This is a genomic window from Streptomyces sp. Rer75 (assembly GCF_013414305.1).
GTDB lineage: Bacteria > Actinomycetota > Actinomycetes > Streptomycetales > Streptomycetaceae > Streptomyces > Streptomyces himastatinicus.
In genome coordinates this window covers 6368941-6395468 of the sequence record NZ_CP058693.1, presented here as the reverse complement: position 1 = coordinate 6395468, position 26528 = coordinate 6368941, and the positions used below count along the sequence as shown (strand labels likewise).

29 protein-coding genes are annotated in these 26528 nt (G+C 71.6%); 16 read left to right on the top strand and 13 right to left on the bottom strand.

The features are described from left to right. Nucleotides 1-40 precede the first annotated feature (40 nt). Both HYQ63_RS27745 and HYQ63_RS27740 read left to right on the top strand, forming a co-directional pair. Nucleotides 41-1066, top strand: coding sequence for a GNAT family N-acetyltransferase (locus HYQ63_RS27745; protein ID WP_179936610.1), 1026 nt, complete (start codon nucleotides 41-43; stop codon nucleotides 1064-1066). Then, nucleotides 1063-1890 carry a transglutaminase-like domain-containing protein gene (locus HYQ63_RS27740; RefSeq protein WP_179936609.1) on the top strand — a complete coding sequence of 276 codons (828 nt, stop codon included), beginning with the start codon at nucleotides 1063-1065 and terminating at the stop codon, nucleotides 1888-1890. The genes HYQ63_RS27745 and HYQ63_RS27740 overlap by 4 nt, the downstream gene beginning before the upstream one ends. A 16-nt stretch (nucleotides 1891-1906) precedes the next feature. On the opposite strand, the gene HYQ63_RS27735 is transcribed toward HYQ63_RS27740, so the two are convergent. The 8 genes from HYQ63_RS27735 to HYQ63_RS27700 form a co-directional block, all read right to left on the bottom strand. After that, nucleotides 1907-2479 (bottom strand): DNA-binding response regulator, encoded by a 573-nt coding sequence (locus HYQ63_RS27735; RefSeq protein WP_257232651.1) that lies wholly within the window; start codon nucleotides 2477-2479, stop codon nucleotides 1907-1909. Nucleotides 2480-2539: 60 nt separating this feature from the next. Continuing rightward, the gene (locus HYQ63_RS27730; protein ID WP_179936607.1) at nucleotides 2540-3775 is read right to left on the bottom strand and encodes a sensor histidine kinase; all 1236 of its coding nucleotides are present in this window, start codon (nucleotides 3773-3775) and stop codon (nucleotides 2540-2542) included. Next, a complete protein-coding gene (locus HYQ63_RS27725; protein WP_179936606.1) occupies nucleotides 3772-4515 on the bottom strand; it encodes an ABC transporter permease in 744 nt (247 codons plus the stop codon). Before HYQ63_RS27725 ends, HYQ63_RS27730 begins: the two co-directional genes overlap by 4 nt. Nucleotides 4516-4517: 2 nt before the next feature. Continuing rightward, a complete protein-coding gene (locus HYQ63_RS27720) occupies nucleotides 4518-5477 on the bottom strand; it encodes an ABC transporter ATP-binding protein (protein WP_257232205.1) in 960 nt (319 codons plus the stop codon). Between the two features lie 140 nt (nucleotides 5478-5617). After that, a complete protein-coding gene (locus HYQ63_RS27715; RefSeq protein WP_179936605.1) occupies nucleotides 5618-7708 on the bottom strand; it encodes a hypothetical protein in 2091 nt (696 codons plus the stop codon). A gap of 206 nt (nucleotides 7709-7914) precedes the next feature. Next, entirely contained in the window at nucleotides 7915-8283 is a 369-nt protein-coding gene (locus HYQ63_RS27710) for a DUF6113 family protein (protein ID WP_179936604.1), read from the bottom strand. Then, nucleotides 8280-9164, bottom strand: coding sequence for an N-acetyl-1-D-myo-inositol-2-amino-2-deoxy-alpha-D-glucopyranoside deacetylase (gene mshB / locus HYQ63_RS27705; RefSeq protein ID WP_179936603.1), 885 nt, complete (start codon nucleotides 9162-9164; stop codon nucleotides 8280-8282). Before mshB ends, HYQ63_RS27710 begins: the two co-directional genes overlap by 4 nt. Before the next feature lie 95 nt (nucleotides 9165-9259). Beyond that, nucleotides 9260-9454: a hypothetical protein gene (locus HYQ63_RS27700; protein WP_009715279.1), complete on the bottom strand. Its 195-nt coding sequence runs from the start codon at nucleotides 9452-9454 to the stop codon at nucleotides 9260-9262. Between the two features lie 386 nt (nucleotides 9455-9840). On the opposite strand from HYQ63_RS27700, the gene HYQ63_RS27695 reads away from it, so the two are divergent. Beyond that, nucleotides 9841-12003: a S9 family peptidase gene (locus HYQ63_RS27695; RefSeq protein ID WP_179936602.1), complete on the top strand. Its 2163-nt coding sequence runs from the start codon at nucleotides 9841-9843 to the stop codon at nucleotides 12001-12003. Nucleotides 12004-12013: 10 nt separating this feature from the next. On the opposite strand, the gene HYQ63_RS27690 is transcribed toward HYQ63_RS27695, so the two are convergent. After that, nucleotides 12014-13018 (bottom strand): hypothetical protein, encoded by a 1005-nt coding sequence (locus HYQ63_RS27690; protein WP_257232203.1) that lies wholly within the window; start codon nucleotides 13016-13018, stop codon nucleotides 12014-12016. Nucleotides 13019-13402: 384 nt separating this feature from the next. Here HYQ63_RS27690 and HYQ63_RS27685 point away from each other — a divergent pair, with 384 nt between their 5' ends. The 8 genes from HYQ63_RS27685 (at nucleotide 13403) to HYQ63_RS27650 (ending at nucleotide 21145) form a co-directional block, all read left to right on the top strand. Further along, a complete protein-coding gene (locus tag HYQ63_RS27685; protein WP_179936600.1) occupies nucleotides 13403-14416 on the top strand; it encodes an ABC transporter permease in 1014 nt (337 codons plus the stop codon). Between the two features lie 78 nt (nucleotides 14417-14494). After that, nucleotides 14495-16282 carry an ABC transporter substrate-binding protein gene (locus tag HYQ63_RS27680; protein WP_179936599.1) on the top strand — a complete coding sequence of 596 codons (1788 nt, stop codon included), beginning with the start codon at nucleotides 14495-14497 and terminating at the stop codon, nucleotides 16280-16282. Between the two features lie 107 nt (nucleotides 16283-16389). Continuing rightward, nucleotides 16390-17367, top strand: coding sequence for an ABC transporter permease (locus tag HYQ63_RS27675; protein ID WP_179936598.1), 978 nt, complete (start codon nucleotides 16390-16392; stop codon nucleotides 17365-17367). A 12-nt stretch (nucleotides 17368-17379) separates the two neighbouring features. Then, nucleotides 17380-18411, top strand: coding sequence for an ABC transporter ATP-binding protein (locus tag HYQ63_RS27670; protein WP_179936597.1), 1032 nt, complete (start codon nucleotides 17380-17382; stop codon nucleotides 18409-18411). A gap of 13 nt (nucleotides 18412-18424) precedes the next feature. After that, on the top strand, nucleotides 18425-19525 hold the full coding sequence (locus tag HYQ63_RS27665) for an ABC transporter ATP-binding protein (RefSeq protein ID WP_179936596.1): 1101 nt from the start codon (nucleotides 18425-18427) through the stop codon (nucleotides 19523-19525). Further along, a complete protein-coding gene (locus HYQ63_RS27660; RefSeq protein ID WP_179936595.1) occupies nucleotides 19522-20382 on the top strand; it encodes a hypothetical protein in 861 nt (286 codons plus the stop codon). The genes HYQ63_RS27665 and HYQ63_RS27660 overlap by 4 nt, the downstream gene beginning before the upstream one ends. A 32-nt stretch (nucleotides 20383-20414) precedes the next feature. Next, nucleotides 20415-20729: a helix-turn-helix transcriptional regulator gene (locus HYQ63_RS27655; protein ID WP_179936594.1), complete on the top strand. Its 315-nt coding sequence runs from the start codon at nucleotides 20415-20417 to the stop codon at nucleotides 20727-20729. After that, nucleotides 20726-21145 carry an SRPBCC domain-containing protein gene (locus tag HYQ63_RS27650; protein WP_179936593.1) on the top strand — a complete coding sequence of 140 codons (420 nt, stop codon included), beginning with the start codon at nucleotides 20726-20728 and terminating at the stop codon, nucleotides 21143-21145. Before HYQ63_RS27655 ends, HYQ63_RS27650 begins: the two co-directional genes overlap by 4 nt. 50 nt (nucleotides 21146-21195) lie before the next feature. Here HYQ63_RS27650 and HYQ63_RS27645 read toward each other — a convergent pair whose 3' ends face one another. Together HYQ63_RS27645 and HYQ63_RS27640 are read right to left on the bottom strand one after the other, a co-directional pair. Next, complete coding sequence (locus tag HYQ63_RS27645) at nucleotides 21196-21738, bottom strand: MOSC domain-containing protein (protein ID WP_179940574.1); 543 nt, start codon at nucleotides 21736-21738, stop codon at nucleotides 21196-21198. Nucleotides 21739-21809: 71 nt separating this feature from the next. Continuing rightward, entirely contained in the window at nucleotides 21810-22019 is a 210-nt protein-coding gene (locus HYQ63_RS27640; protein WP_179936592.1) for a hypothetical protein, read from the bottom strand. A gap of 143 nt (nucleotides 22020-22162) precedes the next feature. On the opposite strand from HYQ63_RS27640, the gene HYQ63_RS27635 reads away from it, so the two are divergent. Next, the gene (locus tag HYQ63_RS27635) at nucleotides 22163-22996 is read left to right on the top strand and encodes an SDR family oxidoreductase (protein WP_179936591.1); all 834 of its coding nucleotides are present in this window, start codon (nucleotides 22163-22165) and stop codon (nucleotides 22994-22996) included. Nucleotides 22997-22999: 3 nt separating this feature from the next. Here the strand turns inward: HYQ63_RS27635 and HYQ63_RS27630 are convergent, their stop codons facing one another. After that, a complete protein-coding gene (locus HYQ63_RS27630; protein ID WP_179936590.1) occupies nucleotides 23000-23227 on the bottom strand; it encodes a hypothetical protein in 228 nt (75 codons plus the stop codon). 4 nt (nucleotides 23228-23231) lie between these two features. Between HYQ63_RS27630 and HYQ63_RS27625 the strand changes: the two genes are divergently transcribed. The 4 genes from HYQ63_RS27625 (at nucleotide 23232) to gap (ending at nucleotide 25696) form a co-directional block, all read left to right on the top strand. Next, nucleotides 23232-23420, top strand: coding sequence for a Scr1 family TA system antitoxin-like transcriptional regulator (locus HYQ63_RS27625; RefSeq protein WP_179936589.1), 189 nt, complete (start codon nucleotides 23232-23234; stop codon nucleotides 23418-23420). A gap of 11 nt (nucleotides 23421-23431) precedes the next feature. Further along, nucleotides 23432-23635 carry a DUF397 domain-containing protein gene (locus HYQ63_RS27620; RefSeq protein WP_179936588.1) on the top strand — a complete coding sequence of 68 codons (204 nt, stop codon included), beginning with the start codon at nucleotides 23432-23434 and terminating at the stop codon, nucleotides 23633-23635. 9 nt (nucleotides 23636-23644) lie between these two features. Further along, nucleotides 23645-24601 (top strand): GlxA family transcriptional regulator, encoded by a 957-nt coding sequence (locus HYQ63_RS27615; RefSeq protein WP_179936587.1) that lies wholly within the window; start codon nucleotides 23645-23647, stop codon nucleotides 24599-24601. Nucleotides 24602-24697: 96 nt separating this feature from the next. After that, nucleotides 24698-25696, top strand: coding sequence for a type I glyceraldehyde-3-phosphate dehydrogenase (gene gap, locus HYQ63_RS27610; protein ID WP_179936586.1), 999 nt, complete (start codon nucleotides 24698-24700; stop codon nucleotides 25694-25696). A 16-nt stretch (nucleotides 25697-25712) separates the two neighbouring features. Here gap and HYQ63_RS27605 read toward each other — a convergent pair whose 3' ends face one another. After that, a complete protein-coding gene (locus tag HYQ63_RS27605) occupies nucleotides 25713-26501 on the bottom strand; it encodes a GNAT family N-acetyltransferase (RefSeq protein ID WP_179936585.1) in 789 nt (262 codons plus the stop codon). Nucleotides 26502-26528 lie beyond the last annotated feature (27 nt).

Sequence of the window (26528 nt, the reverse complement as noted above, 5' to 3'; positions counted from 1 at the left end):
GTTCCTGGGCACCAGACGCACATGAGGGGTTGGCAGAGCAGTGGATTTCACCACCGGCGGACGACTCGAGGTCCGAATCACCCCCGATGACGTGCACAAACGAGTATCGGTGAGGCTACTTACGGGCGACCTGAGCGGCCCCGATAAGTTCACGGACGTGGTCGGGGTTCTCACATCGTGGACCGGGGGTGTGCTGCACATCACCCGCCGCACCGGCGAGTCCGTCCGGATCGAGGAGTCGTCGCTGGTCGCGGGCAAGGTGGTGCCCGCCGCACCGGCCCGCCGACGGGGCCCGGCGGCGAACGCGCGCGAGCTGGACCGGGTCGCCGCCCGCGGCTGGCCGCCGACCGAGCGCGAGCCGCTGGGCGAGTGGGAGCTGCGCGCATCCGGCGGGTTCACCCGGCGCGCCAACTCCGTCCTGCCGCTCGGCGACCCCGGCTGCGGCCTCGACGAGGCGCTGCGCCGGGTGACCGGCTGGTACGCCGAGCGCGGGCTGCCCGCGTACGTCCAGGTCAGCACGGGCGCCGAGGGCACCCAGGAGTCGCTGGCCGCGGAGCTGGAGACGCGCGGCTGGACCCGGGAGGTCTCCGCGCAGGTGCGCATCGCGGCCCTGGCCCCGATCGCCGACCAGGACGCCGACACCTCGGCGGTGACGCTCTCCCGGCAGATCGACGACGACTGGCTGGCCCGCTACCAGCGCTCCTCCCGGCCCACCCCCGAGGCGCTGTCGGTGCTCTCCGGCGGCCCGTCGGTGTGGTTCGCGACGATACGCGGAGAGCCGGGCGAGGCCGAGGAGGGTGCCCCGGCCGCGATCGGGCGCTGTGTGGTGGACGGCCGCTGGGCCGGGTTCGCGGCGGTGGAGACCGCGCCGGAGCAACGGCGGCAGGGGCTGGCCCGGGCCGTGATGACCGCGCTGGCCCGCCGGGCGCTGGAGGAGGGCGCCTCGGCCGCGTACCTCCAGGTCGAGACGGACAACAGCGGTGCCCACGCCCTCTACGACGACATGGGGTTCACCCTCCACCACAGCTACCACCACTGGCGCGCACCCAGCACCGATCACTCATGAACGAGACGTCACCACGCCGCAGATTCGCCGATGCCGCCCGCGAGGAGCGCCCCGACCTGGCCCTGCTGTGCCTGCTGATGGGCATGGTGGCCGACGACGGGCTGGACGAGGCCGGGATCGACGAGGCACAGATCGAACTCGACCGGCTGGCCGGTGAGGTCCCGTTCGCTCCCGGCGGGCCCGCCGCCTGGGCCGACGCCCTCGCCCGGGTGCTCGGCGAGCGGTACGGCTTCCGGGGCTCCGCGGCCGACTACCGGCGGCTGGACTCCTCGCTGCTGCACCAGGTGCTGCGGCGCCGCCGCGGGCTGCCGATCCTGCTGTCGCTGGTGTGGATGGAGGTCGCGCGGCGGGCGGGCGCGCCGGTGTACGGGGTCGCGCTGCCGGGCCACTTCGTGGTCGGCTTCGGCGATCCGTACGGGGACCATGTGCTGGCCGACCCGTTCGACGGCGGCCGGAGGCTGTCCGGTCAGGACGCGGCGCTGCTGGTGTCGGGGGTCACCGGCGCACCGCCGGAGCCGTCGGTGCTGGGCCCGGCCGATCCGCTGGACATGATGCTGCGGATCCTCAACAACGTCCGCGCCTGGGCCACCGCCCGACCCGAGCGCACCGATGTCCAGCTGTGGGCGGTCGAGCTGGCGCTGCTGCTGCCCAGCCATCCCGCGCGGCTGCGCTACGAGCGCGCGCAGCTGCTGGTCGAGCGCGGCGACTTCCTCACCGGGGCGCGGGAGCTGGAGGAGTACGCGGAGGTGGTGGCCGTGATGGAGCCGGAGGCGGCTGAGGCGGTACGGCGCCAGGCGCACGCGGCCCGGGCCCGGCTCAACTGAAGCCCCTTACCGCCCGTTACAGCCAGCCCTTGTCGCGGGCGATGCGGACCGCCTCGGCCCGGTTGCGGGCGGCCGTCTTCTGGATGGCCGTGGAGAGGTAGTTGCGGACCGTGCCCTGTGACAGGCCCAGCGCCCGGGCCAGCTCGGCGTTGGTCGAGCCGTCCGCGGAGGCGCCCAGCACCTCGCGCTCCCGCGCGGTCAGCGGGCTGGCCCCGTCCACCAGGGCGGCCGCGGCCAGGGTCGGGTCGATGACCCGCTCGCCGCGCAGCACCCGCCGTATCGCGTCGGCGAGCTGGGCGGCGGGGGCGTCCTTGACCAGGAAGGCGTCCGCGCCGGACTCCATGGCCCGGCGCAGATAGCCGGGGCGGCCGAAGGTGGTGAGGATCACGATCCGCACCCCGGGCGCCGCCGCGTGCAGCGCGGCTGCGGCGTCGATCCCGCTCAGGCCCGGCATCTCGATGTCCAGCAGCGCGACGTCGGGCCGATGGGCCCGGGTCGCGTCGACGACCTCGTCGCCGCGGGCCACCTGGGCGACGACCTCGATCTCGTCCTCCAGCCCGAGCAGCGCGGCCAGCGCCTCCCGCACCATCGACTGGTCCTCGGCCAGCAGTACCCGGATCACCCGGGCAGCGTAACCGGCGGCGGCCGGTCAGGGCTCGGGGGCGGACTCGACGGGCAGGTGCGCGCTCCGGGAGAGCGGGGCCAGGGCGCGGAGGGTGAAGCCGCCGTGGTCGCCCGGGCCGGTCTCCAGGCGGCCGTCGGCCAGCTGGAGCCGCTCGGCCAGGCCGGTCAGCCCGTTGCCGTGCGGGCCGGTCGCGCCGCGGCCGTCGTCGGTGACGGTCAGGCACAGGTCGTCGCCCACCTCGGTGAGGGTCACGGCGCAGCGGCGCGCCCCGCTGTGCCGGACCACGTTGGTGACCGCCTCGCGCAGCGCCCAGGCCAGCGCGCCCTCCTGGTCGGGCGGGAGGTCCGGGTGGTGGACGCCCGCCCGGTGCAGGTCGGCGGTGATGCCCGCGGCGGCGAGCGCGGTGCGGGCACCGGCCAGCTCGGCTTCCAGGGTGGGGCGGCGGAAGCCGCTCACCGCCTCCCGCACGTCGACCAGGGCCTGTCGGCTGACCCGTTCGATGTCGGCGACCTGCTGGGCCGCCTGTTCGGGCCTGCCGGGCAGCATCCGCCCGGCCAGCTCGCTCTTGAGCGTGATCAGCGAGAGCGAGTGGCCCAGCAGGTCGTGCAGGTCGCGGGCGAGCCGCAGCCGCTCCTCGTTGGCGGCGAGCTGGGCGACGGTGGCGCGGGCCTCGCGCAGTGCCCGGGTCGTACGCACCATCTGCCGCACCGCGCTCATCGCGAAGCCGCCGAGCAGGGAGGGGACGACCAGGGCGGACATCAGGTCGTCCGAGCCGCGGACCAGCAGCCCGGCGCCCACCATGGCGGCGGTGTTCAGCGGGATCGCCCACCGGGCGAGCCGCGTCGGCAGGACCGCGCCGAAGGCGACGGAGACGTAGACGGCGAGCACCAGCCACGCGTCGCCCAGGGTGATCGTGAGGATGACGGCGAGCGCGCAGATCGTGCCCAGTCCCCGGTGGACGGTGGCCCTGGCCATGTCCCGGCCGGTGTGCCGGAAGACCAGCAGCAGGTAGATGCTGACGAAGACCAGCAGGCCGAGCGCGCCGGACACGGTGGCGGGAACGGTGTGGTGGCCGTCCGCGAGGTCGCTCACCGGCGCGCCCATGTAGGCCATCCAGATCCCGATCCACAGCAGCTTGATCAGGGCCTGACGGCGGTTGTCGGGGCTCTGGCCGATGGCCGGGGCGTCCGTCGCGTCGTCGGCGGCGCGGGAGGCGTCGTAGGCCGCCGACGCGTCGCGCCACCAGGTCGGCCGGTTCATGCCGTGCGGGTGTCCTTGCGGTAGAGCCAGGCCGCCGCGCCCGAGAAGAGGACCAGGTAGGCGGCGAGCAGGACCACGTCCTTGGCGTGCGGGGCGTTGCCCAGCTCGATGGCCTGGCCGAGGGCGGCGTAGGCGTGGGTGGGCAGCCAGTCGCCGATGTTCTGGAGCCACCGCGGGTAGGAGGCGGTCGGCATCCACAGGCCGCCGAGGATCGACAGCCCGAAGTAGATGATCATCGTCAGGGGGCGGACGGCGTCGCCGGTGGCCAGATAGCCGATGGCCACGCCCAGGGCGGCGAAGACGAGCGAGCCCGCCCAGATCGCGCCGGTGAGCGCGAGCCACTCCCATGCGGCACCCAGCCGCACGCCCTTGGCGGTGGCGGCCACGATGAAGACGATCACGATGGAGGGCAGGGTGGCGACCGCCGCCGCGGCGATCTTGGCCATCACATAGCCGTGTCCGGGCAGCGAGGTGAGGCGCAGCTGACGCACCCAGCCGCCCTCGCGTTCCTTGGCGATCCGCTCGCTGTTGCCCATGAGGACGGCGGTCAGCGCGCCGAAGGAGGCCATCGCGACCATGTAGTAGAGCGGCATCGACAGATGGGTGCCGGGCACGAGGTCGGTCTCGTCCGCGCTGCCCGCGATCATCAGGAAGAGCGCCGACGGGTAGATGACCGTGAAGAACATGAACTTCCGGTTGCGCAGCGCGCGGACGATCTCCAGCTTGACCAGGGTCGTCATGGTCACGCCTCCTCGGGCGTCGTGGCGGCGTCGGTGATGGCGAGGAACGCCTGCTCCAGGCCGAGTCCGGCGACCTCCAGGCCGCGCGGGTAGAGGCCGAGTCCGTAGACCGCGTGCACGGTCGCGTCCGCGTCGGTGGACCGCATCCGTACCGTACGCCCCGCTACGTCGAGGCCGGTCAGGGCGGGCAGGGCGCGCAGCGCCGCCTCGTCGGGCGGGCCGTCCAGGGTGAAGGAGATCCGCCGGGCCCCGGCCATCGCCTTGATCTCGGCGGACGAGCCGTCCGCCAGCACCCGGCCGCGGTGCAGCACGATCACCCGGTCGGCGATCGCGTCGGCCTCTTCGAGGTAGTGGGTGGCGAACAGGATGGTGCGGCCCTGCCGGGCCTGGTCGCGCATCGTGCCCCAGAACGTCTGCCGGGCCGAGACGTCCATCCCGGTCGTCGGCTCGTCCAGCACGATCAGGTCGGAGGCGCCCGCGGTGGCGAACGCGAAGCGCACCCGCTGCTCCTGGCCGCCGGAGAGCTTGTTCACCTTGCGGTCGGCGATCCCGGTGATGTCCGCCCGCTCCAGGACCTCGTCGACCGGGTAGCCGTGGGGGTGCAGATCGCAGGCGAGCCGCACCAGCTCGCGGACCGTGACCTCCTCCATGAGACAGCCGCTCTGGAGCATCGCGCCGATGTGGCCGCGGGCGATGGCCTGCTGCGGGGTGGTGCCGAAGACCTCGATGCGGCCGCTGTCGGGGGTGCGCAGCCCGAGCAGCAGATCGAGGGTGGAGGACTTGCCCGCGCCGTTCGGTCCCAGCAGGGCGATCGTCTCGCCGGGGTGGAGGTGGAGGTCGAGATCGGCCACGGCACGCACGGTGCCGTAGCTCTTGCTGACGCCGGTGAAGCTGACCACCGGCGGGGCTGCCTCGGTGCGGGCCCGGTCGCCGGTGGCGGAGGGTGCGGTGGTCGCTGTCATGGTCCCCAGCTTCGCCGAGCGGGGGCGTCCGGCGGCAGTGTCAGTGGTCGTGACCTGGGGATGACAGATGTCATGGGTAAAGGTCACGGCCCCCGCCCGGCGATGCCGGGCGGGGGCCGTCAGGACCTGGCGAATGAAGCCTAGTTGGGCGAGGTATCGATGACCGCGGTCCGGTCCGCGGTCGACTTGCCCAGCAGCGCGGTCCGCATGGCGATGGCCACTTCCTGCGGGGTGACCGGCTTCTTGGCGCCGTCGGCGCGCTCGATCAGCACCCCGTCGAAGGTCTGGCCGTAGAGCCTCTTGATCGCGTCGAGGTCGAAGTGCGGCTGGAGCTTGCCGTTGATCGGCCGCATGGAGAGGATCTGCGGCAGCGAGCGGTCCGGGCCGAACTGGATGAAGTGCGCGTCATCGGTTTTGATCGTGACCAGACCGGACATCGCGGGCTGCGCGAAGGACTTCATCTTCGCGTTCACCTCGGACTTGCTGATCGTCGGCCGCTTGGCGACGACCGGCAGGTCGACCGGCTTGTCCTTGCCGGTCTCCGCCCGCTCGCGGTACGCGTCGGAGACCGCCGTGACCGCCTTGTCGATGTCCAGGCCCCGGCCCTCCCGGCCGTAGACGGGGACGGCCTTGCCCGGCTTGAACGTGATCGTGCCCTCGCGCGCCGTGCCCGAGTTGCCCGCGAGCCGACCGAGGGCGTCCCGGAGCTTCTCCTCGTCGACCGTCACGGTGGGCTCGGCCTCGTGGGTGCCGCCGAAGAGCGAGCCGATGACCGTCATCGGGTTGTAGTCGCGGCCCGCGACGTTCCGCACGGTGGCCTCGGTGTCCAGGGTCAGGCCCGCGACGGACGGCTTGATCTCCTTCTGATCGCCGTCGACGGTCACCTTCAGCGGGGCACCGGTGCGGCCGCCGAGCGCGGTGTCCAGCTTGTCGATGGCCACCTGCTTGGAGGAGCCGCCGATGTCGACGCCGAGGACGGTGGTGCCGTTGGGCACGTCCGCGTGGTTCATCACCAGGCCCGCGGTGTACGCGACACCGGCCGCGGCCACCAGCAGGGCACCCAGCATGACGAGCTTGGAGCGGCCCTTCTTCTTGGGCTTACCCGCCTTACCCGCCTTGCCCGCCGCGGGCGGCTTGGGCGCCGGGCTGCTCGGCGGGGCGCTGTCCCCGGTGGGCGGCCCGGCCCGGCCCGGCCCGGCGGGCGGACCGGAGGCGGCGTCGGCCGGAGGCACCACGGGCACCCCGCTGACCAGGGTGTCGCTGGATGCCTGGTCCGCCCCGCTGGGGGAGGTGAACTCGGGGTCGCGGAAGAGCGACGGCGACGGGTCGGCGTCCGCGCCGGGACCGCCCAGCGGACCGGCCGGACCGGGCTGCACCATCGGGGTCGCGCCCGTGGTGGCTCCGAGGCTGCCGAGCGGCGAACCGCCGGGCGGGGTCGGGGGCTGCCCGGCCGCGCCGTTCAGCGGACCCACGCCCGAGCTGTCGGGCAGGCCCGGGCCGGTCGGCGCGCCCGGACCGGGCGGCGCCAGCAGGTCCTCGTCCCGCGCCGGAGCACCGGGCATCCGCATCTCGCCAGTGACCGGGCCGGTCGTCGGGCCACTGGGCTCCGGCGCTCCGGGGTGGCCGCCGGCGTCCGTGAAGTACGGCAGGTCGGCCTGCGTTCCGCCGCCCAGGGTCGGGGCGGGGAACTGCTGGGTGGTCTCCGGCGCCGGAGGCAGCGGGGTGCTCTGGGTGGTCGAGGAGCCCTTGGGGCGGCGGGGCGGCGCGAACCAGTCGCTGGTCTTGTCGCCGTCGCCCTTGCCGCCCTTGCCGCTCTTCTCGCGGCTCTCGCGGTCCTTGGCGTCCGCGCGCCCCTCCGCGGCCGCCGCGCCCAGCTCCGGGCTGCGGACGGCATCGGGCCGGGGCGTGGCTCCGGTGCGCTCGGCGTCCCCGTCGTCCTCACCGGAGCGGGGTGCGGGCACGCCCTCCCCGTCGACGGTCTTGCGCATGACGACCGGCGGAATGGGCCGCGAACCCGGGATGTTGATCCGGATGCGGGTCGTCAGAGTGGTTTCGGTCTTCGGATCCTCCGGCTTGGCCGCGGCATCCGCCTCACCGTCACCGACGCCGCCCTGGAGGGCCTCCGGCGACGGGGACAGGCGGGATCCGTACGGCGGGGTGCCCGACGGATAGGCGGCACCGCCGCTACCCCCCCGGGCCCCGGAGGACGAACTGTCAGATTCACGGCTCAAAGCAGGTTCTCCCAGTTAGCTCCGCCGCCCGTCAGACCTCGCGCGGGCGGCTCGGCGGCGCGCACCACCATACTGGGCGCCGCGGTCGCGTACTTGACGGCCGCCCTATGGCCGCACCTTGTGGACCTCGTGCGTCGGCGGAGGACCGTCCGGGGCCCCGGGAACATCGCGCCGGGTCCCGGGGACGTCACGCCGTAAACGTCACGTCACTTACCAAGTCGGGCGGCCAGCGCGCCCGGTTGCGAGACCACCGGCAGGGTGGCACACATCACACCGATGAACATGCCGCCCAGCAGGAAGACGTACGACCCCAGGCCCGCGCCGAAGAGGAAGTCCCCTTCCGGGCGGGCGCTGGTCAGCAGCAGGACCACCAGCGTCCACGCCCCGGCGGGCAGGCCGCCGCCCATCCGCCGGTCGGTCGCCTTCACGCCGCCGTAGCACACGGCCGCGACGCCGAGCAGCGCGAGCAGCAACCCGCCGGGGAACCAGAGCCCTTGGACCACCGCGCCCGCGACGGCGACCAGGGCCCCGAGGGCGGCGAGCAGCGCGTATCCCGCGAGACGGGCGACCGTCATGCCGTCACCCCCGCGAACAGGTCGTCCTCGCGCTCCGCTCCCGGCTCGCCCCTGACGAGCCGGTAGTGCTCGTGGACGAACAGCGGCTGGCCCAGGTCGTTGGAGAGCGCGAAGAAGGGCGCGTCCACCGCGATCTGGGTGGCGTGGGCGCGCATCGCGGCGGTCTTGGCGTCGGCGTACGCGGTGCCGTCGATCACCGCCGAGACCTCCGCGTCCTCCACCACGCCCGGTACGTCGTCGGCGGTGGCAACGCCGGGGAAGGGTGCCTCCTCGCCCGCCGCCCGCAGCCGCGCGAAGCCCTCCTCGAGGGCCGAGCGCGGCACACAGTTCCAGTAGACCTTGCGAACCTCGTGCGGATCGCCCAGGTCACGGCGGTAGACCGGCTCCGCGGCCAGCTCCACCGCGCGCATGGCGACGCGGTGCGCCTGGATGTGGTCGGGGTGTCCGTACCCCCCGTCGGCGTCGTACGCCACCAGGACCTGCGGCCGGATCTCGCGGATCACGGCCACCAGGTGGGAGGCGGCCTCGTCGAGGTCGGCCTGCCAGAAACAGTCGGGCCGGCCGTTCTGCCGGGCGCCCATCATGCCCGAATCGCGATATCTGCCCGGACCGCCCAGGAAGCGGTGGTCCCGGACGCCCAACGCCTTCATGGCCGCGGCGAGTTCACCCATCCGATGGGCGCCGAGGGTGTCGTCGCGGTCGGCGGCGAGGTGGGCCAGATCCGCCGGAATGACCTCGCCTTCCTCACCGAGGGTGCAGGTCACCAGGGTGACGTGGGCACCCTCGGCCGCGTACTTGGCCATGGTCGCGCCGTTGTTGATCGACTCGTCATCCGGATGCGCGTGCACCAGGAGCAGACGACGGGCGGGAAGAACGGTCATGACCACAGCCTACGATTCGCCCACCGGTGCCCGCGGACCGCGGGCACGGGCCCTCGTAGATCACCGCTCGTGCGTCGCCGGTGGTTCCCGGTGGCTCAGAGCTTCACGTCACCGATCATGTTCGCCACGTTGGTGGTGAGGTCGTCGATGGTCGGTGCGACCGACGAGCTGGCCAGGTAGAAGCCGAGCAGCACACAGATGAGCGCGTGCGCGGTTTTCAGCCCGGCCTTGTTGACGAGCATGACTACGATGATCAGCAGCAGCACAGACAACGAGATCGAGAGCGCCACAGCGACTCACCTCCAGGAACACGCGCTCGGACAGACAACATATTGATGCCACACGGGGCCTACCCACTATGCGCAATCGATCATAACTATCGGCGCGTGCGCACGAGTCGGTGCACGGGAGCATGACAGGGGCGCATGCCTGATCGCACGAACTGGCGCCTGGCCAGAGAGACTTCTCGCTGCTTATCCGCCATCTCGCCGCCGCCGAAGCTGGCTTGTTCTCACCCCCAAGACGGCTGGACCGTGCCCCTGGCAAGAGACGGCAAGAGCCCCGGCACGCGACCGCGCGGGCCGGTCCGGCCTGACCGATACGACACCCCCGAGGCCCCGACGCGTGTACCGGTCAGTACGCCCCTCGCGATCTTCATGACCCGTACGCTCGCCCTATGACCGGACAGCTCTCCTTCCCTCGGCAGCACGCGCGCACCCAGCGCTTCACCCTCGGAGCGCCCCGGGCCTTCAGCGTGGCCCCCGACGACTCCCGCGTGGTCTTCCTGCGGTCCCGCGGCGGCACCGACCGGGCGGGCCTGCTGTGGGTGTACGACGTCGCCGGGCGGCGGGAGTACCCGGCCGCCGATCCGGTGGCCCTGCTCGGCGGCGCGGACGAGGAACTGTCCGCCGAGGAGCGGGCGCGCCGCGAGCGCAGCCGCGAGGGGTCGGCCGGGGTGGTCGGCTACGCGGTGGACCAGGCCGTCGAAACGGCGGCCTTCGCCCTCTCCGGGCGGCTGTTCGTCGCCGATCTGACCGGCGGCGAGTCCCGGGAACTGCCCGCGCCGGGTCCCGTCGTGGACCCGCGCCCCTCCCCCGACGGCCGCCACGTCGCCTATGTGGCGGGCGGCGCGCTGCGCGTCACGGGCGCGCACGGCGACGGCGACCGGGCGCTCGCCGAACCGGAGGCCGACACCGTCACCTACGGTCTCGCGGAGTTCATCGCGGCCGAGGAGATGGACCGCACGCGCGGCTTCTGGTGGTCCCCGGACAGCGACGCCCTGCTGGTCGCCCGCGCCGACGACGCCCCCGTACGCCGCTGGTGGATCGCCGACCCCGCCCACCCCGGCCAGGCACCCACCGAGGTCGCCTACCCGGCCGCCGGCACCGCCGACGCCGAGGTGCGGCTCGTCCTGCTGGGCCTGGACGGCTCCCGTACGGAGATCGAGTGGGACCGGCAGCGCTACCCCTACCTCGCCCGGGTGCACTGGTCGGCCTACGGTCCGCCGCTGCTCCTCGTCCAGGCCCGGGACCAGCGCAGTCAGCTCTACCTGGCCGTGGACACCGAGAGCGGGCGGACCAGCACCGTGCACGCCGACGAGGACGCGGTATGGCTGGATCTCTTCCCCGGCGTGCCCGCCTGGACCCCCGACGGGCGGCTCGTCCGGATCGCGGACGAGGGCGGCGCCCGTGCCCTGATGGTCGGCGACCGCAAGCTCACCTCCGGCGCCCTCCAGGTGCGCGCCGTGCTCTCCGTCGGTGAGGACGACGTGCTGTTCTCCGCCGCCCCCGGCGCCGAGGCCGCGCTGCCCGACCGGCCCGGCGGGATCGACGTCCACCGCGCCTGGTTCCGCGGCAGCGGCGACCAGGGCGGCTGGGAGCCGGTCGGCAAGCGGCCCTACCCCGCCGTGCACTCCGCCGTGCGCGGCGACCGGCTCATCGTGCTCAGCCACGCCGGGACGGAGCGGCCCGGTGCCCGCGTGGAGCTGCTGCGGGCCGCGGACCACGGGGCGGCGGAGCCGGTCGCCGAGATCGCCTCGTACGCCGAGACCCCCGTCATCACCGCACGCCCGCAGCTCACCTTCGCGGGCAAGGACGACATCCCCTGCGCGGTGCTCCTGCCGACCGGGTACAGCGAGGGCGACGGGCCGCTGCCGGTCCTGATGGACCCGTACGGCGGACCGCACGGCCAGCGCGTGGTCGCCGCCCACAACGCGTACGTCACCTCGCAGTGGTTCGCCGACCAGGGCTTCGCCGTGATCGTCGCCGACGGGCGCGGCAGCCCCGGGCGCTCCCCCGCCTGGGAGAAGGCCGTCCGCGACGACCTCGCCGCCGTCACCCTGGAGGACCAGGTCGAGGCCCTCACCGCACTCGCCGGGCGCTACCCGCTGGACCTCGGCCGGGTCGCCATCCGCGGCTGGTCCTACGGCGGCTACCTCGCCGGGCTCGCCGCGCTGCGCCGCCCCGACGTCTTCCACGCGGCGGTGGTGGGCGCGCCGGTCACCGACTGGCGGCTGTACGACACCCACTACACCGAGCGCTACCTGGGCCACCCCGATGAGCAGCCCGCGGTGTACGCGGCGAACTCGCTGGTGACGGACGAGGGGCTGTCCGGCGCGGCGGAGGGTCCGGCCCGCCCAATGATGATCATCCACGGGCTGGCGGACGACAACGTGGTCGTCGCCCACTCGCTGCGCCTCTCCTCGGCGCTGCTGGCCGCCGGGCACCCCCATGAGGTGCTGCCGCTGTCCGGGGTGACGCACATGACCCCGCAGGAGCAGGTCGCCGAGAACCTGCTCCTGCTCCAGGTCGACTTCCTGAAGCGGTCGCTGGGGCTCTAGGGGCCCCAGTTCACCAGCCCGGCGGCGGGGACGGCGGAGGCGGCGGGGCCGTGGGCGGGGCGGACGGAGGCGGCGGGGCGTAGCCCGGCGGAGCGGCGGGCGGCGGGGCGTATCCGCCGCCGTAGCCGCCGTAACTCCCCGCCCCGTACGCCGGGGCCGGGGTGTCCGCCTCGCCCCGCCGCGCCAGCACGAGCAGGGCCACCAGCCCCACGAGCAGTTCGAAGAACGCGGTCAGCACCGTCAGCACCCCGACGGTCGGCAGATCGTCGAAGTGCTCGACGTACTCCAGCTTGATGTAGAGCGAGACCGCGCTCACCCCGGTCGCCAGCACCAGCGCCGCGGCCACCATCCCCAGCGGCCGGGACAGCGGGGCGCGGCCCAGCGCGGCCGCGGCCGCCACCAGGCAGAGCGCGACGAGGGCCCAGGCCTGCCACGCGGAGGGCGGCGAGAGCAGCGTGATCAGGCTGTGCTTGCCGGTCAGCTGGTACTTGTACATGTCCCACTCGGCCTTCTGCGCCCAGTAGATCTGCCAGGCGCCGAGGACGGCCCCCGACGCCCCCAGCAGCAGCGCCCCGAGCATCGCGGCCCCCGGCGCCGGCCGCGCGGGCGGCTGGTCGGCGGGCGCGGCGGCGTACCCGTCGGCGGGGCGGCGGGCCGCGGCGACGGTGGCGAGCAGCAGCGCCCCGAGCACCACCCCGGCCCAGGCGGTCAGATTGGCCCGCGTCTTGAGGTCGTCGGGGATGCCCTGCATCCAGTCCGCGTTCAGGTTCCACAGGCTCGGCAGCCGCAGCACGACGGTGACGGCCGCGACGGCACCGAGCGCCCCCGCGGCGGCCGGTGAGCGCAGCGCGGCGATCCCGGCGACGACGCAGAGCGCGAGCAGGATCAGATCGAAGAGGGAGGAGCCGAAGAGACTCCCCGAGGCCCGGAACGGCATTCCGGACCATGTCCACCACAGGTGGCTTGCCTCGTCCGCCTTGTCCAGGTCCCGGACGATCCACGCCAGTGAGATCATTCCGAGCACCGCGCAGACGAGTGCGCCGAAAACACGCGCTCCGCGTGTGAGTATCCGTCCCTGCCCCATAGCCGTAGGTTTCCCCCACTGCGCACCCCGGGCAACCGTCGCGAGGCGAAGAAGCACAAAGAAAGCCGAAGAAGTGCGCGGATCGTGACCAACCGGGTGGCGACCGGGCGGCGACGATCACTGTCAAGCACGTCCTGACCTCGATCTGCAAAATGTTCGCTCAAGACTCCGAAGCCGGGCACATCCGCTCTTGCCCGCCCCTTGACCCGGCTGTGAATACGTTGCGACAGTCCGCTCAACCCGCCACAACACGGGTAGATAAACCGAGTTGACGGTTTGTGCGACGGGGCGGATCACCATGGGGGGCGCTACGCGATGACGACTCCATCCCAGCTCACCGTGGCCGGGAAGACCGCACCGGCCGGGGAGGGCGGACCGGGCGGGCAGCCCGAGGGCTTAGCGCCGCGCCAGCTGATGTGGCGGCGCTTCAAGCGCGACCGCACGGGCGTGATCTCGGCCTGTGTCGTGCTGTTCTTCTTCGCCGTCGCCGTGCTGGCCCCGGTGATCTCCTCGCTGTACGGCAAGGACCCGTACACGACGTACGGCCTCGACCGGCCCGAGCTGCTGGATCCGCTCACCGGCTATCCGATGAAGCCCAACGGCGGCATCGACGGCGAGTTCTGGTTCGGCATCGAGCCCAAGCTCGGCCGGGACGTGCTGACGCAGCTGGTGTACGGCATCCGCACCTCGCTGCTGATCGGGCTGGCCGCGACGCTGCTGTCCACGCTCACCGGCATCGTCATCGGCGTCGTCGCGGGCTATCTGGGCGGGCGCACGGACTACTTCCTGGGGCGGCTGATCGATCTGCTGCTGTCCTTCCCGCAGCAGCTGTTCTTCGTCGCCTTCATGCCGGTGGTCACCGCGCTGTTCGTCAGCCCGCAGAAGGAGACCCCCACCTATTTCCGGGTGACGGCCCTGGTCACGGTGTTGTGGCTGCTGGGCTGGATGCAGCTGGCCCGGTTGCTGCGCGGTCAGGTGCTGTCGCTGCGGGAGCGCGAGTTCGTCGAGGCCGCGAAGGTGACGGGGGCCTCGCCGTGGCGGATCGTCCGCAAGGAGCTGCTGCCCAATCTGGGCACGCCGATCCTGGTGCAGTCGACCCTGATGCTGCCCAACTTCGTGACGACGGAGGCAGCCCTGTCGTTCCTCGGTGTCGGGGTGGTCGAGCCGACCCCCGACTGGGGCCGGATGTTCGCCAAGGGCGCCAACTTCTACGAGGGCGACATCACCTACATGTTCTTCCCCGGCATCGCCATGGTGATCTTCGTCGTCGCCTTCAACCTGCTCGGGGACTCGGTCCGGGACGCCATGGACCCGAAGACCACGCGTTGACCGGCACCACACGGCAGACGCAGACAACGGCAAGTGTTCCGTCCGACGAGTTCCAGCGAGGCAGGTGCATCGACCACCATGACGTTGAACAGCAGGCGCAGAGCACGCAGCTACGCCGTCGCCCTGGCCGCGGGGGCGCTGGCGCTCTCGGCGTGCAGCAGCGGGGGCGGCTCGGCCCCGAAGCAGGCCGGCGAACCGAAGATGACGGCGCAGGGGATCACCCTGGGCAGCGCCGCCGACTCCACCGGGCCCGCTAAGGAGCTGCCGGGCGCGAAGAAGGGCGGGACGGTGTCGGTGCTCCAGCGCGACGCGTTCGAGCACCTGGATCCTGGCCAGATCTACGTCAGCGATGAGCTGATCATGCAGACCCTCTACAACCGGACGCTGACGAACTACCGGATCGACGACAAGACCGGGAAGGTCAAGCTGGTCGGCGATCTGGCGACCGACACCGGGAAGTCCTCCGACGGCGGCCGGACGTGGACGTACACGCTCAAGGACGGGCTGAAGTTCGAGGACGGCACGCCGATCACCTCCAAGGACGTCCGGCACGCCGTGGAGCGGCTCTACGCACCGTTCGAGACCAACGGCCCGACGTACCTTCAGCAGTGGCTCTCGGGCGAGGGCCAGAAGTACCGCAAGGCGCTGCCGGACGGCCCGTACAAGGGCAAGCACCTGCCGAAGACGGTGCTGGACACGCCGGACGAGAAGACGGTCGTCTTCCACTTCGACCAGCCGCGGGCCGAGGTGCCGTTCGCCGTGGCCATGCCCAACATCGGCGCGGTGCCGCCGGGCAAGGACACCAAGGAGAAGTACGACAAGGCGCCGGTGGCCAGCGGGCCGTACAAGATCAAGAACTTTAAGCCGGGCAAGGGCATCCAGTTCGTCAAGAACGATCAGTGGGACCCCAAGACCGATCCGATACGCCATCAGTACGTGAACGCCTTCGATGTCTCCTTCGGCCATCAGTGGGTGGACTCCACCCGCCGTCTGGTGGCCGACAAGGGCGCCGACAAGAACGGCATGACCTGGACCAACGCCGTCGATCCCTCGCAGATCTCGGCGGTCCTCAAGAACAAGGACGCGATGGCCCGGTCGATGACCGAGACCCAGCCCTATGTGGACGTCGTCTCGATCAATACGGACCGGGTCAAGAACAAGAAGGTGCGCGAGGCGATCGCCTGGGCCTTCCCCAGCGGGCAGTACCTCCAGCAGTTCGGCGGCCCCAAGGGCGGTGAGGTCGCGGGCGGTCTGGTGGGCCCGACGCTCAAGGGCTACAACCCCGACTTCGACCCGTTCCAGAAGAAGAAGTACCCCGGCGGCAACGCCAAGAAGGCCAAGGAGCTGCTGAAGGAGGCGGGTGAGGAGGGCTACGAGCTGGTCTATGCGTACGGCAACGGCGACACCCACCAGGACGCCTCGGTCGTCGTCCAGCAGGCCCTGGAGCGGGCCGGGTTCACGGTCCAGAAGAAGGAGATCGACCAGACCACCTACTACACCCAGATCGGGAAGGTGGACAACAAGTACGACCTCTACCGGTCCTCCTGGTCCGCCGACTGGCCCTCCGCCTCGACCGTCGTTCCTCCGGTGTACGGCGGAAAGAACGTCTACGACGACTCGGCGAACTACAGCCATCTGAACGTCCCGGCGGTCAACAAGGAGATCGACCGGGTCGCCAAGGTCGGCGACCTCGACCGGGCCACCACGGAGTGGATGAAGCTCGGCGAGAAGGTCCTCACCGACCAGATACCGGCGGTCCCGACCTTCTACAACCGGCTGTTCACCCTCTGGGGCTCCGGCATCGACGGGACGAAGTGGAACCCGGTCTACGGGGCCGTGGACCCGACGGCCGTCTTCATCAAGTAGCCGCTGGTCCCAGCTCGATCAGGAGCCCGGCCGCGCCGCCCGCGCCCGTTCGATCCGGCGCCCGCGGCGCGGCCGGTACCCGCCCCGACCGGAAGATCCATGACGCCATGTTGAGATTCCTCGCCCGCCGCTCCCTCGGCGCGATCGTGATCCTCCTGCTGATCAGCGCGATCACCTTCTTCCTCTTCTTCGCCCTGCCCGCCGAGCCCGCCCGGCTCGCCTGCGGCAAGAGCTGCGACCCCACCTCGCTCGCGATCATCAACAAGAACCTCGGCCTGGACGAGCCGGTGCCGGTGCAGTACGTGAAGTTCATGGCCGGGATCGTCGCCGGGCGCGACTTCGCGGTCGGGCACTGCGACGCCCCCTGCTTCGGCTACTCCTTCGTCAGCCAGGAGCCGGTGTGGGGCACCATCGTCGACCGCTTCCCGACCACCCTCTCGCTCGCCCTGGGCGGCGCCGCGGTGTTCCTGGTCTGCGGGATCGGCATCGGGATGGTCGCGGCCTGGCGGCGCGGCACCTGGATCGACAAGTTCTTCAGCTCGCTGTCGCTGCTGGGCGCGTCCCTCCAGATCTACTTCGTCGGCGTGCTGTGCCTGGCCTGGTTCGTCAGCGGACTGGGAATCATGGAACAGCCCGCCTACCACCCCTTCACCGACAACCCGGCGAAGTGGTTCAGCGGCATGCTGCTGCCCTGGCTGGTGCTTTCGCTGATCTTCATGGCCAACTACAGCCGCATGACCCGCTCCCAGATGGTCGAACAGCTCCAGGAGGACCACGTCCGCACGGCCAGGGCCAAGGGACTGTCCAGCCGGACGGTCTTCTTCCGTTACGCCTGGCGCGGCGCCATCGCCCCCATCGTCACCATCTTCGGCATCGACCTCGGCTCGCTCTTCGGCGGGGCGATGGTCACCGAGTACACCTTCACCCTGCACGGCATCGGACGGCTCGCCGTGGAGTCCGTCCAGCTGACCGATCTGCCGATGCTGATGGGCGTGATGCTGGTCAGCGCCGCGGCCATCGTGGCGTTCACCATCCTGGTCGACGCCGCCTACGCCGTCATCGACCCGCGCGTACGCCTCGCCTAGAAGGACGCCGCAGTGACCACCGACGCGACCACACCCTTCCTGTCCGTACGCGACCTGCACGTCCGCTTCGCCACCGAGGACGGCACCGTCAAGGCCGTGGACGGCCTCTCCTTCGACCTCGAACGCGGCCGGACGCTCGGCATCGTCGGCGAGTCCGGCTCCGGCAAGTCCGTCACCAACCTCACCGTGCTCGGCCTCCACGACCCGCGCACCACCACGGTCACCGGCGAGATCCGCCTCGACGGGCAGGAGCTGACCGGCGCGCCCGAACGCACCCTGGAGCGGCTGCGCGGCAACACCATGGCGATGATCTTCCAGGATCCGCTGACCGCCCTCTCGCCGTACTACACCGTCGGCCGCCAGATCGCCGAGCCGTACCGCAAGCACACCGGCGCCTCCAAACGGGACGCCCGGCTGCGCGCCATCGAAATGCTGGAAAAAGTCGGCATCCCCAACCCGCGGCTGCGGGTGGACGACTATCCGCACCAGTTCTCCGGCGGAATGCGGCAGCGCGCCATGATCGCCATGGCGCTGGTCTGCGACCCCGATCTGCTGATCGCCGACGAGCCGACCACCGCCCTCGACGTCACCGTCCAGGCGCAGATCCTGGACCTCCTCAAGGAGCTCCAGCAGGAGTTCGGCTCCGCGATCATCCTGATCACCCACGATCTGGGCGTGGTCGCCAACACCGCCGACGACCTGCTGGTGATGTACGCGGGCCGGGCCGTCGAGCGCGGCACGGTCCGCGAGGTGCTGCGGGCGCCCCGGCATCCGTACACCTGGGGGCTGCTGGGCTCCATGCCCCGGCTGTCCTCCGCCGTCGACGAACCGCTCAGCCCCATCCCCGGCACCCCGCCGAGCCTCCTCGCCCCGCCACCTGGCTGCCCCTTCCACCCCCGGTGCGGCTACACGGCGGAGGTCGACGGCGAGCGCTGCCGGGGCGACCGGCCCGCACTCCCGGACGGCCGGGGCGCCGCCTGCCACCTGGGCGCCGAGCGGACGCAGACCCTCTTCACCGAGCAGATCAAGCCCCGGCTGGGCTAAGGAGCGCCGTCAGATGAGCATCGACTCGGGCACCCCCGAACCCCTCCTGGTCGCCGAGAAGCTGACCAAGCATTTCCCGATCATGGGCGGCTTCCCCTTCCGGCGGAAGGTGGGCGCCGTCCAGGCCGTCGACGGCATCGACCTGACCGTGCACGCGGGGACGAGCTTCGGGCTGGTCGGCGAGTCCGGCTGCGGCAAGTCCACCACCGGGCGGCTGCTGACCCGGCTGCTGGAGCCCACCGCCGGGCGGATCACCTACCGGGGCCGGGACATCACCCACGCGGACCGCAAACAGCTCGCGCCGGTCCGCTCCGAGATCCAGATGATCTTCCAGGATCCATACTCCTCGCTGAACCCCCGGCAGACCGTCGGCACCATCATCTCCGGGCCCATGGAGATCAACGACATCCGCCCGCCCGGCGGCCGCGAGGCCCGGGTGCGCGAACTGCTGGAGACCGTCGGCCTCAACCCCGAGCACTACAACCGCTTCCCGCACGAGTTCTCCGGCGGCCAGCGCCAGCGCATCGGGATCGCCCGCGCCCTCGCCCTCGAACCCCGGCTGATCGTCGCCGACGAACCGGTCTCGGCGCTCGACGTCTCGATCCAGGCCCAGGTCGTCAACCTGCTCCAGCAACTCCAGCGCGAGCTGGGCATCGCCTTCCTCTTCATCGCCCATGACCTCGCCGTCGTACGGCACTTCTCGCAGCGCGTCGCGGTCATGTACCTCGGGAAGATCGTCGAGGTCGGCGACCGCGACTCCATCTACCGCCGCCCCCGCCACCCGTACACCCACGCCCTGCTGTCCGCCGTCCCGGACGCGGCCGTGGTGATGGCCGACGACGACGCTCCGGCGACCCACCGCGAACGCATCCGCCTCGCCGGGGACGTCCCCTCCCCCATCGCCCCGCCCTCCGGCTGCCGCTTCCGCACCCGCTGCTGGAAGGCCCAGGACCTCTGTGCCCAGCAGGACCCGCCGCTGCTGCGCATCGAGGGCAACCGCGAGGGCCACCTGTCCGCCTGCCACTTCCCCGAGGCCCCGACCACGGAGGCCCGCACCGAGGACATCGTCCTCGACCCGGCGCTGTCGGTCACACACGAGCGTGGGACACCATGACGCCTGGCAGAGGGTGGCGGCACTGCGCCGGGTGGCTGGCGTGGGTGCTGCCCCCTGGGGCTGGTCGTCGGCATGGCGCATGGAGTGAGGAGCTGATCGGGACCACGTTGCGGTACGCGGCGGGCCCCGTGATCCGCAAGTTCCTACCGGACCGCACGGAGCCGGACGCGCACCCCACGGCCGGCACGAGCCCGAGCGGCGAGCCGCCGATGGTGGATGTCACGCCCCACCCCGACGACGGCTGCGGCACCGACGGCGGGTGGGTCTTCCTCGTACCGGCGGCCCGGCTGACCGATTACGTACCCGGGGACCGGCCCAGCCTGTACGGGACGACCTGGGACCGGGACCCGTACGCCTTCGGGGGCGCGGCGCCGAACACCCTCAGGCTCGGCCTCAGGGTGCGGGCGCGGGGCGACCGCACCATCGTCCTCAAGGACTTCACCGTGCACGTCGTCGGGCGCGCCAAGCCCTTGACGGGTACGGTGCTCGACCCCGGGCTGGTCAGCCAAAGCTGCGGCGGAGGCGACGAATCCCCCACCCCCCGCTGGTACGGGAAGATGGACCTCGCCCCCTCCCCGCCGCGCTGGATCCCCGGCGCCGAGCGCGGCGACGGCGCCAGGACGAGCCCCCTGACCTTCCCGCGCAAGGTGACGCCCGACTCTTCCGTCGACCTCGAAATCGATGTATCGACACGGCACTGCGAGTGCACCTGGACCGGTCGGCTCGACTGGTCGGACGGCGCCGTCTCCGGCACCACGACGATCACGGCCGGGGGACGGCCCTTCCGCACCACCCCGGCCGACGGGCTGCCCGTCTACCGGTGGGACGGCGCGGCCTGGCGTGTCGGAAAACCTTGACACGTCGGAAATCCCCGACGCATAGTGTGGCCATGGCGGCAGTCGATGTGTTCAGCGCTCTGGCCAATCCCGTACGGCGCAAGCTGCTGGAGGTCCTCGAGGCCGGGCCGCGCTCGGCGGGCGACCTGGCGGGCGAGTTCGAGCTCAGCAGACCCGCGGTCTCCGAACACCTCGCGGTGCTCAAGAACGCCCGACTGGTACGGGAGGAGCCCCGGGGCCGGCATCGCTACTACCACCTCGAAGCGGCCCCGCTCGCCGAAGTGGGCGAATGGCTCCATCCCTTCGAGCACTACTGGCGCGCCCGCATGGGGGCGCTGCGTGACCTGATCGACGAGGAGAACCCATGACCACCGACGACCCGGGCGTCATTCACTGCGACCAGTTCCTCGCCCATCCGCCCGCGACGGTCTGGAAGGCCCTCACCGACCCCGAGCTGCACGCGCGGTGGTGGGCCGCCGGGGATGTCCGGCCGGTCGTGGGCCATCGCTTCACCCTGGACATGGGGACGTGGGGGCAGCAACCGTGCGAGGTGCTGGAGGTCGAGCCCGAGCGCCTGCTGCGCTACAGCTTCGCCACGGGCACGCTCGATACCACGATCACCTGGCGGCTGCGGCCCGAGGGCACCGGCACCCGGCTCTTCCTCGAACACTCCGGCTTCGACCTCGACTCCCCGCTCGGCAGGACCGCGCTCGACGGCATGGGCAACGGCTGGCCCGGCGTCCTCGGCGGGATCGAGCGGGCCCTGACCGCCGCGCGGCAGTAGAAACATCGCGAGTGAGGCGGGTGCGCAGGGCCCGGAATGGTCGCGGTTACTCAGACCCGGTCCAGCTGCCGGTGCGGCCCCACCGGCAGCTCCACCTTGATCATGTCGCCGGGGCGCACCACGCCGCCCTCCTGCACGATGCTCATGATTCCGGCCTTGCGCACGATGTTGCCGAGGTTGTCGCGACCGACGACCTGCTTCAGCAATCCGTCCTGGAAGTTATCGATCTGCAGACAGGGATTCCGCAGACCGGTCACCTCGACCACGGCCTCGGCTCCGATGCGCAGCAGTGTGCCCACCGGCAGACGGAGCAGTTCGATGCCACGGGTGGTGATGTTCTCTCCGAGCTCGCCGGGGGCCACTCTGAAACCTGCCTCACCAAGCTCATTGAAAAGCTCTTCGTGGATGAGGTGGACCTGGCGCAGGTTCGGCTGGGTGGGGTCCTGCGCGACACGCGAGCGGTGCTTGACCGTCACACCAGCGTGAACGTCGCCTTCGACCCCCAGGCCGGCGAGCAAGGTGATGCTCTCCCGGTTCGGCTTCGTGAACGAGTACTCGCTGTTGCTGCTGACCGCCGTCACTAACCCGCTCATGTGCGGAATCCCCTCTTTGCAGCCAAGACCCGCCATGAGTCTGACTCTCGACCTGAAACGTCCACCGGGCCCTACGAAGCGTGGGACGACGCGGCGGAACGGGCGCCGACTGCGGTGTAGGCGGCTTCCGCTCTCCGTGCGTCCGGGGTTCCGGCCGGGGCGTGGGCGAGGAAGTCGCCGGTGGTGCCGGTGAAACTGATGCGGCCGTCGGTGAGGACGCGGACGTCCGCAGTGGCCAGGCCGACGCGGCGGAGTTGCCCGCCGGACAGGCGTTTGACCATGGGCTGGTGGTCGGCTCCTCGGGGGGATTCGAACCGATCCCGGCTGCCGCGCGGCGGTAGCAGCCGTCTCGTTGACTTCAAGTCCCGTTGAGGTTTTAGCGTCCTATCACGTTGATCAGCGACTGACGACAGGAGAACACCTCATGATCCTCGTGACCGGCGCCACCGGAAACATAGGAAGCGCACTGGTGCAGGAGCTCCGGGCGCGTGACGACGAACCCGTCAGGGGCCTCACCCGTGACCCGGCCGGGGCCGCGTTTCCATCGGGCGTCGAAGCCGTTGAGGGTGACCTGGCGCAGCCGGCCTCACTCAAGCCCGCGCTCGAAGGAGTGCGTTCGCTCTTCCTGATATCGCGCATGGGCACGGACGCGGAGATCCTGGAGGCCGCCCGGCGGGCCGGTGTCGAGCACGTGGTGCTGGTGTCGTCCATCACCGTCCAGAGCCACCCGCACCTGGGACCCGCCGGTGAAAACCTGGCCGTGGAGCGCCTGCTCAAGGACAGCGGCATGACGTGGACGATTCTGCGGCCGACGCAGTTCGCCTCCAATGCCCTGTGGTGGGCGGACGTCATACGCAAGCGTCAACCGGTCCGCGTGCCGTACGCGGACGTCGGCCTGCCCACCATCCACCCGGCGGACATCGCGTCGGTGGCGGGCGCCGCGCTGACGGAGACCGGCCACCGGGGACTGACCTACGCGCTGACCGGCCCGGAACGGATCACTCCCCGTCAGCAGCTCGAAGCCATTGGGCAAGAGGTGGGACGGGAAGTGCCGTTCACCGAGATCAACCGGGCGGAAGCCCTTCGCGACATGGCCGCGTTCTTGGGCGATGAGGCGGCAGAGGCCGTTCTCGACATCACGGGCGGCGACGTCAACGAGGAACTGCTCACCGTGCGCGACACCGTCTCCCAGGTCACCGGCGCCCCGGCCAGGACGTTCAGGCAATGGGCCCTGGAGAACGCCGATTCCTTCCGGTGATTTCTAGCGCTCGCCCACGACCGAGTCGAACCAGATCAGCCAGGCCGAGACGTCTTTCTCCCGGCTGAACCACCAGGCCGCCCGCTCGGGCGAGTTGAGGCTGAGGCGGCGTGTTCCCTCGACGCTGGTCACGTCCGTCTGCCCGTCGGGATGGGCCAGCCCCCACGACGCGATCTCCCCGTCGCGCTCGCCGATCACCTTCGAGGCCGACGGGTTCGCGGGCTCCGGCAACGCGATGATGTACGCGGGAGGCGGCGTTCCGCAGCTTGATACGGTCCAGTTCGACTCGGTCCACGGCAGTGTCTTCCTGGACGCACAGGAACAGCTTGAGAGATATCGCTTCATCCTCGACCGCATGCGGGCCGTCTCTCTGCCCGAGGACGAGACGAGAATCTTCATCCGCCGCCTCGCGCGCGACGTCTGAAAGGCAGCGCAGTGTCCACAGTGCTCAGGTGGCAGAAGTCCACCTTCTCCGGTCCGGACGACGGGAACGCCTGCGTCGAACTCGCGACGTCCCCGGCCGGGGTACACCTCCGCGAGAGCGACGACCCCGGCGAACTCCTCACCACCACTCCCGGCCCACTGGGCGCCTTCATACGCGCCGCCAAGGCCGGGGAGTTCGACCACCTCACGCCTTAATCTTTTCCCGTGTCAGCCTCCCGCCTGCGTCGCGTCGCCGTCCTCGTGCTCGACGGCGCGAAGCCGCTCGACGTCGGCATTCCCGCTCAGGTGTTCACGACCCGCGCGAGCATGCCGTACGAGGTGCGGGTGTGCGGCCCGGCGCCCGGTCTGGTGACCGGCGGCGACGGCCTGTCGTACCACGTCGCCCAAGGTCTCGACGCTCTCGCGTGGGCCGACATCGTCTTCATCCCCGGCTACCGGTTCCCGGACCGCGACGACCCGCCTCAGGCCGTCGTCGACGCGCTGATCGCCGCACACGATCGGGGCGCACGGCTCGCCGCGATCTCGACGGGGGCCTTCGCGCTCGCCGCCACGGGCCTGCTCGACGGCAAGCGTGCCACGACGCACTGGCATTACACGCGGGCGCTCGCGGCGAAGCACCCGCTCGTCCAGGTGGACGAGAACGTTCTGTTCGTCGACGAGGGCAGCGTGCTGACGTCGGCCGGCGCCGCCTCGGGCATCGACCTGTGTCTGCACATTCTGCGCGGCGACCTCGGGGTGGCCGCCTCGAATCACGCGGCCCGGCGCCTGGTCGCGGCCCCCTACCGCAGCGGCGGTCAGGCGCAGTACGTGCCGCGCAGCGTGCCCGAGCCGCTTGGTGAGCGGTTCGCCGCGACCCGTGAGTGGGCGCTGCACCGGCTCGGTGAGCCCCTCACGCTCGACGTGCTCGCCCGGCATGCGGCGGTGTCGCCGCGCACGTTCTCGCGGCGCTTCGCCGAAGACACCGGGTACACGCCGATGCAATGGGTCATGCGCGCCCGCATCGATGTGGCCCGTGAGTTGCTGGAGCGTTCGGAGCGCAGCGTCGAGCAGATCGCCGCCGACGTCGGCCTCGGCACCGGTGCCAATCTGCGGCTCCACTTCCAGCGCATCCTCGGCACCACGCCGCGCGAGTACCGCCGCACCTTCACGCTGGGCGAATAGCCCCGTGGCACGATCCTTGTGGAGTGTGGCGCTCACGCCACTGCCCCGGCGACTGCCGTACACGAATCCTGGTGGCGAACCGAAGGGAGACCATCCATGACTCGCATCGCCATCAACGGATTCGGCCGCATCGGACGCAACGTGCTGCGCGCTCTTCTCGAACGCGACACCGACTTCGAGATCGTCGCCGTCAATGACCTCACCGAGCCCGCCACCCTCGCCCGGCTCCTCGCCTACGACTCCACGGCCGGCCGGCTCGGCCGCCCGGTGACCGTCGACGGCGACACCCTCGTCGTCGACGGCCGGCGCATCAAGGTGCTGGCCGAGCGCGACCCGGCGCGGCTGCCGTGGGCCGAACTCGGCGTGGATGTCGCGCTGGAGTCCACCGGCCGCTTCACCTCGGCCAAGGCCGCCCGCGCCCACCTCGACGCGGGGGCGAAGAAGGTGCTCGTCAGCGCGCCGTCGGACGGCGCCGACGTCACGCTCGCGTTCGGGGTCAACACCGAGGCGTACGACCCGGCCGCGCACACGATCGTCTCCAACGCCTCGTGCACGACCAACGCGCTCGCGCCGCTGGCCGCGGTGCTGGACGAGCTGGCGGGCATCGAGCACGGCTTCATGACGACGGTGCACGCCTACACCCAGGAGCAGAACCTCCAGGATGGTCCGCACCGCGACGCCCGCCGGGCCCGCGCCGCCGGGGTCAACATCGTGCCGACCACGACGGGCGCCGCCAGGGCGATCGGCCTGGTGCTGCCGAACCTCGACGGCAAGCTGTCGGGCGACTCGATCCGGGTACCGGTTCCGGTGGGCTCGATCGTCGAACTCAACACGGCCGTCGCCCGCGACGTGACGCGCGACGACGTGCTGGCGGCGTACCGCGCCGCGGCGGAGGGGCCTCTCGCCGGGGTCCTGGAGTACTCGGACGACCCGCTCGTGTCGTCCGACATCACGGGCAATCCGGCCTCGGCGATCTTCGACTCGGCCCTCACCCGCGTCGACGGCCGCCACATCAAGGTCGTCGCCTGGTACGACAACGAGTGGGGCTTCTCGAACCGAGTGATCGACACGCTCGAACTCCTCGCCGCCCGCTGACCGGCGGCGCCGGCCGTCAGCTGAAGCGCGAGAAGACGTGGGTGCGGCCCACGGTGGTGAAGCCGCGGCGGGCGTACCAGTGGCGCGGCCAGTCCTCGGCGTCGGCCACCAGGAACCGCAGCGCGCACCCCGCGTCCGACGCGCGCTGGAGGGCGCCGGACAGCACGGCGTCGGCGTATCCGTGGCGGCGTGCGTGCTCGGCGGTGGCCACCTCCTCGATCTGGGCGATGCCGTCGGCGGGCTCCATGTAGAGGTCCGCCCAGGAGGCGACCTCGCCGCCCTCGTCGTGCACGGCCACGAACCGCACGTCCTCGGCCCCGTTCCGCCGGGCCGCCCGCCGCCCCACCATCTGACGCACCGTCTCCTCGTCGGCATCGGGCATCCACAGCCGCTGCTGGTTCGCCAGCGCCCGCCACAGCGGCCCGTACGGATCGGGCCCGAGGTCCAGCTCCTCGACCTTCCCGCGCCCGGTCACCGGTTCCGGCACCGATCCGGTGTGGGTCATCACCAGCTCGACGTCGTGCTCGTACCCCGCCAGCGTCATCGAGGGCGCGCACGCGAGCCCGAGCCGGTCGTCGTAGACGGTGACCCGCCGGTGCGCCAGCCCCGCCATGGCCGCGTCGGCGGCCTCGGGGAGCGCGGCGGGGTCGAGGGGCCCATCGATGTGGATCTGGTTGTGCTCGTGCGAGTGCGCGTACCGCTCGTCCAGCACCATGAACCCGCCCGGCACCGGCCTGACCTCGGCGGACTGGCGCCGGGCAAAGAGGGCCCGGAAGTCGATGGCGCGCTGAAGATCAGTCGGCATGGTGCGGATCGTAGGCGGGCGGCCTCG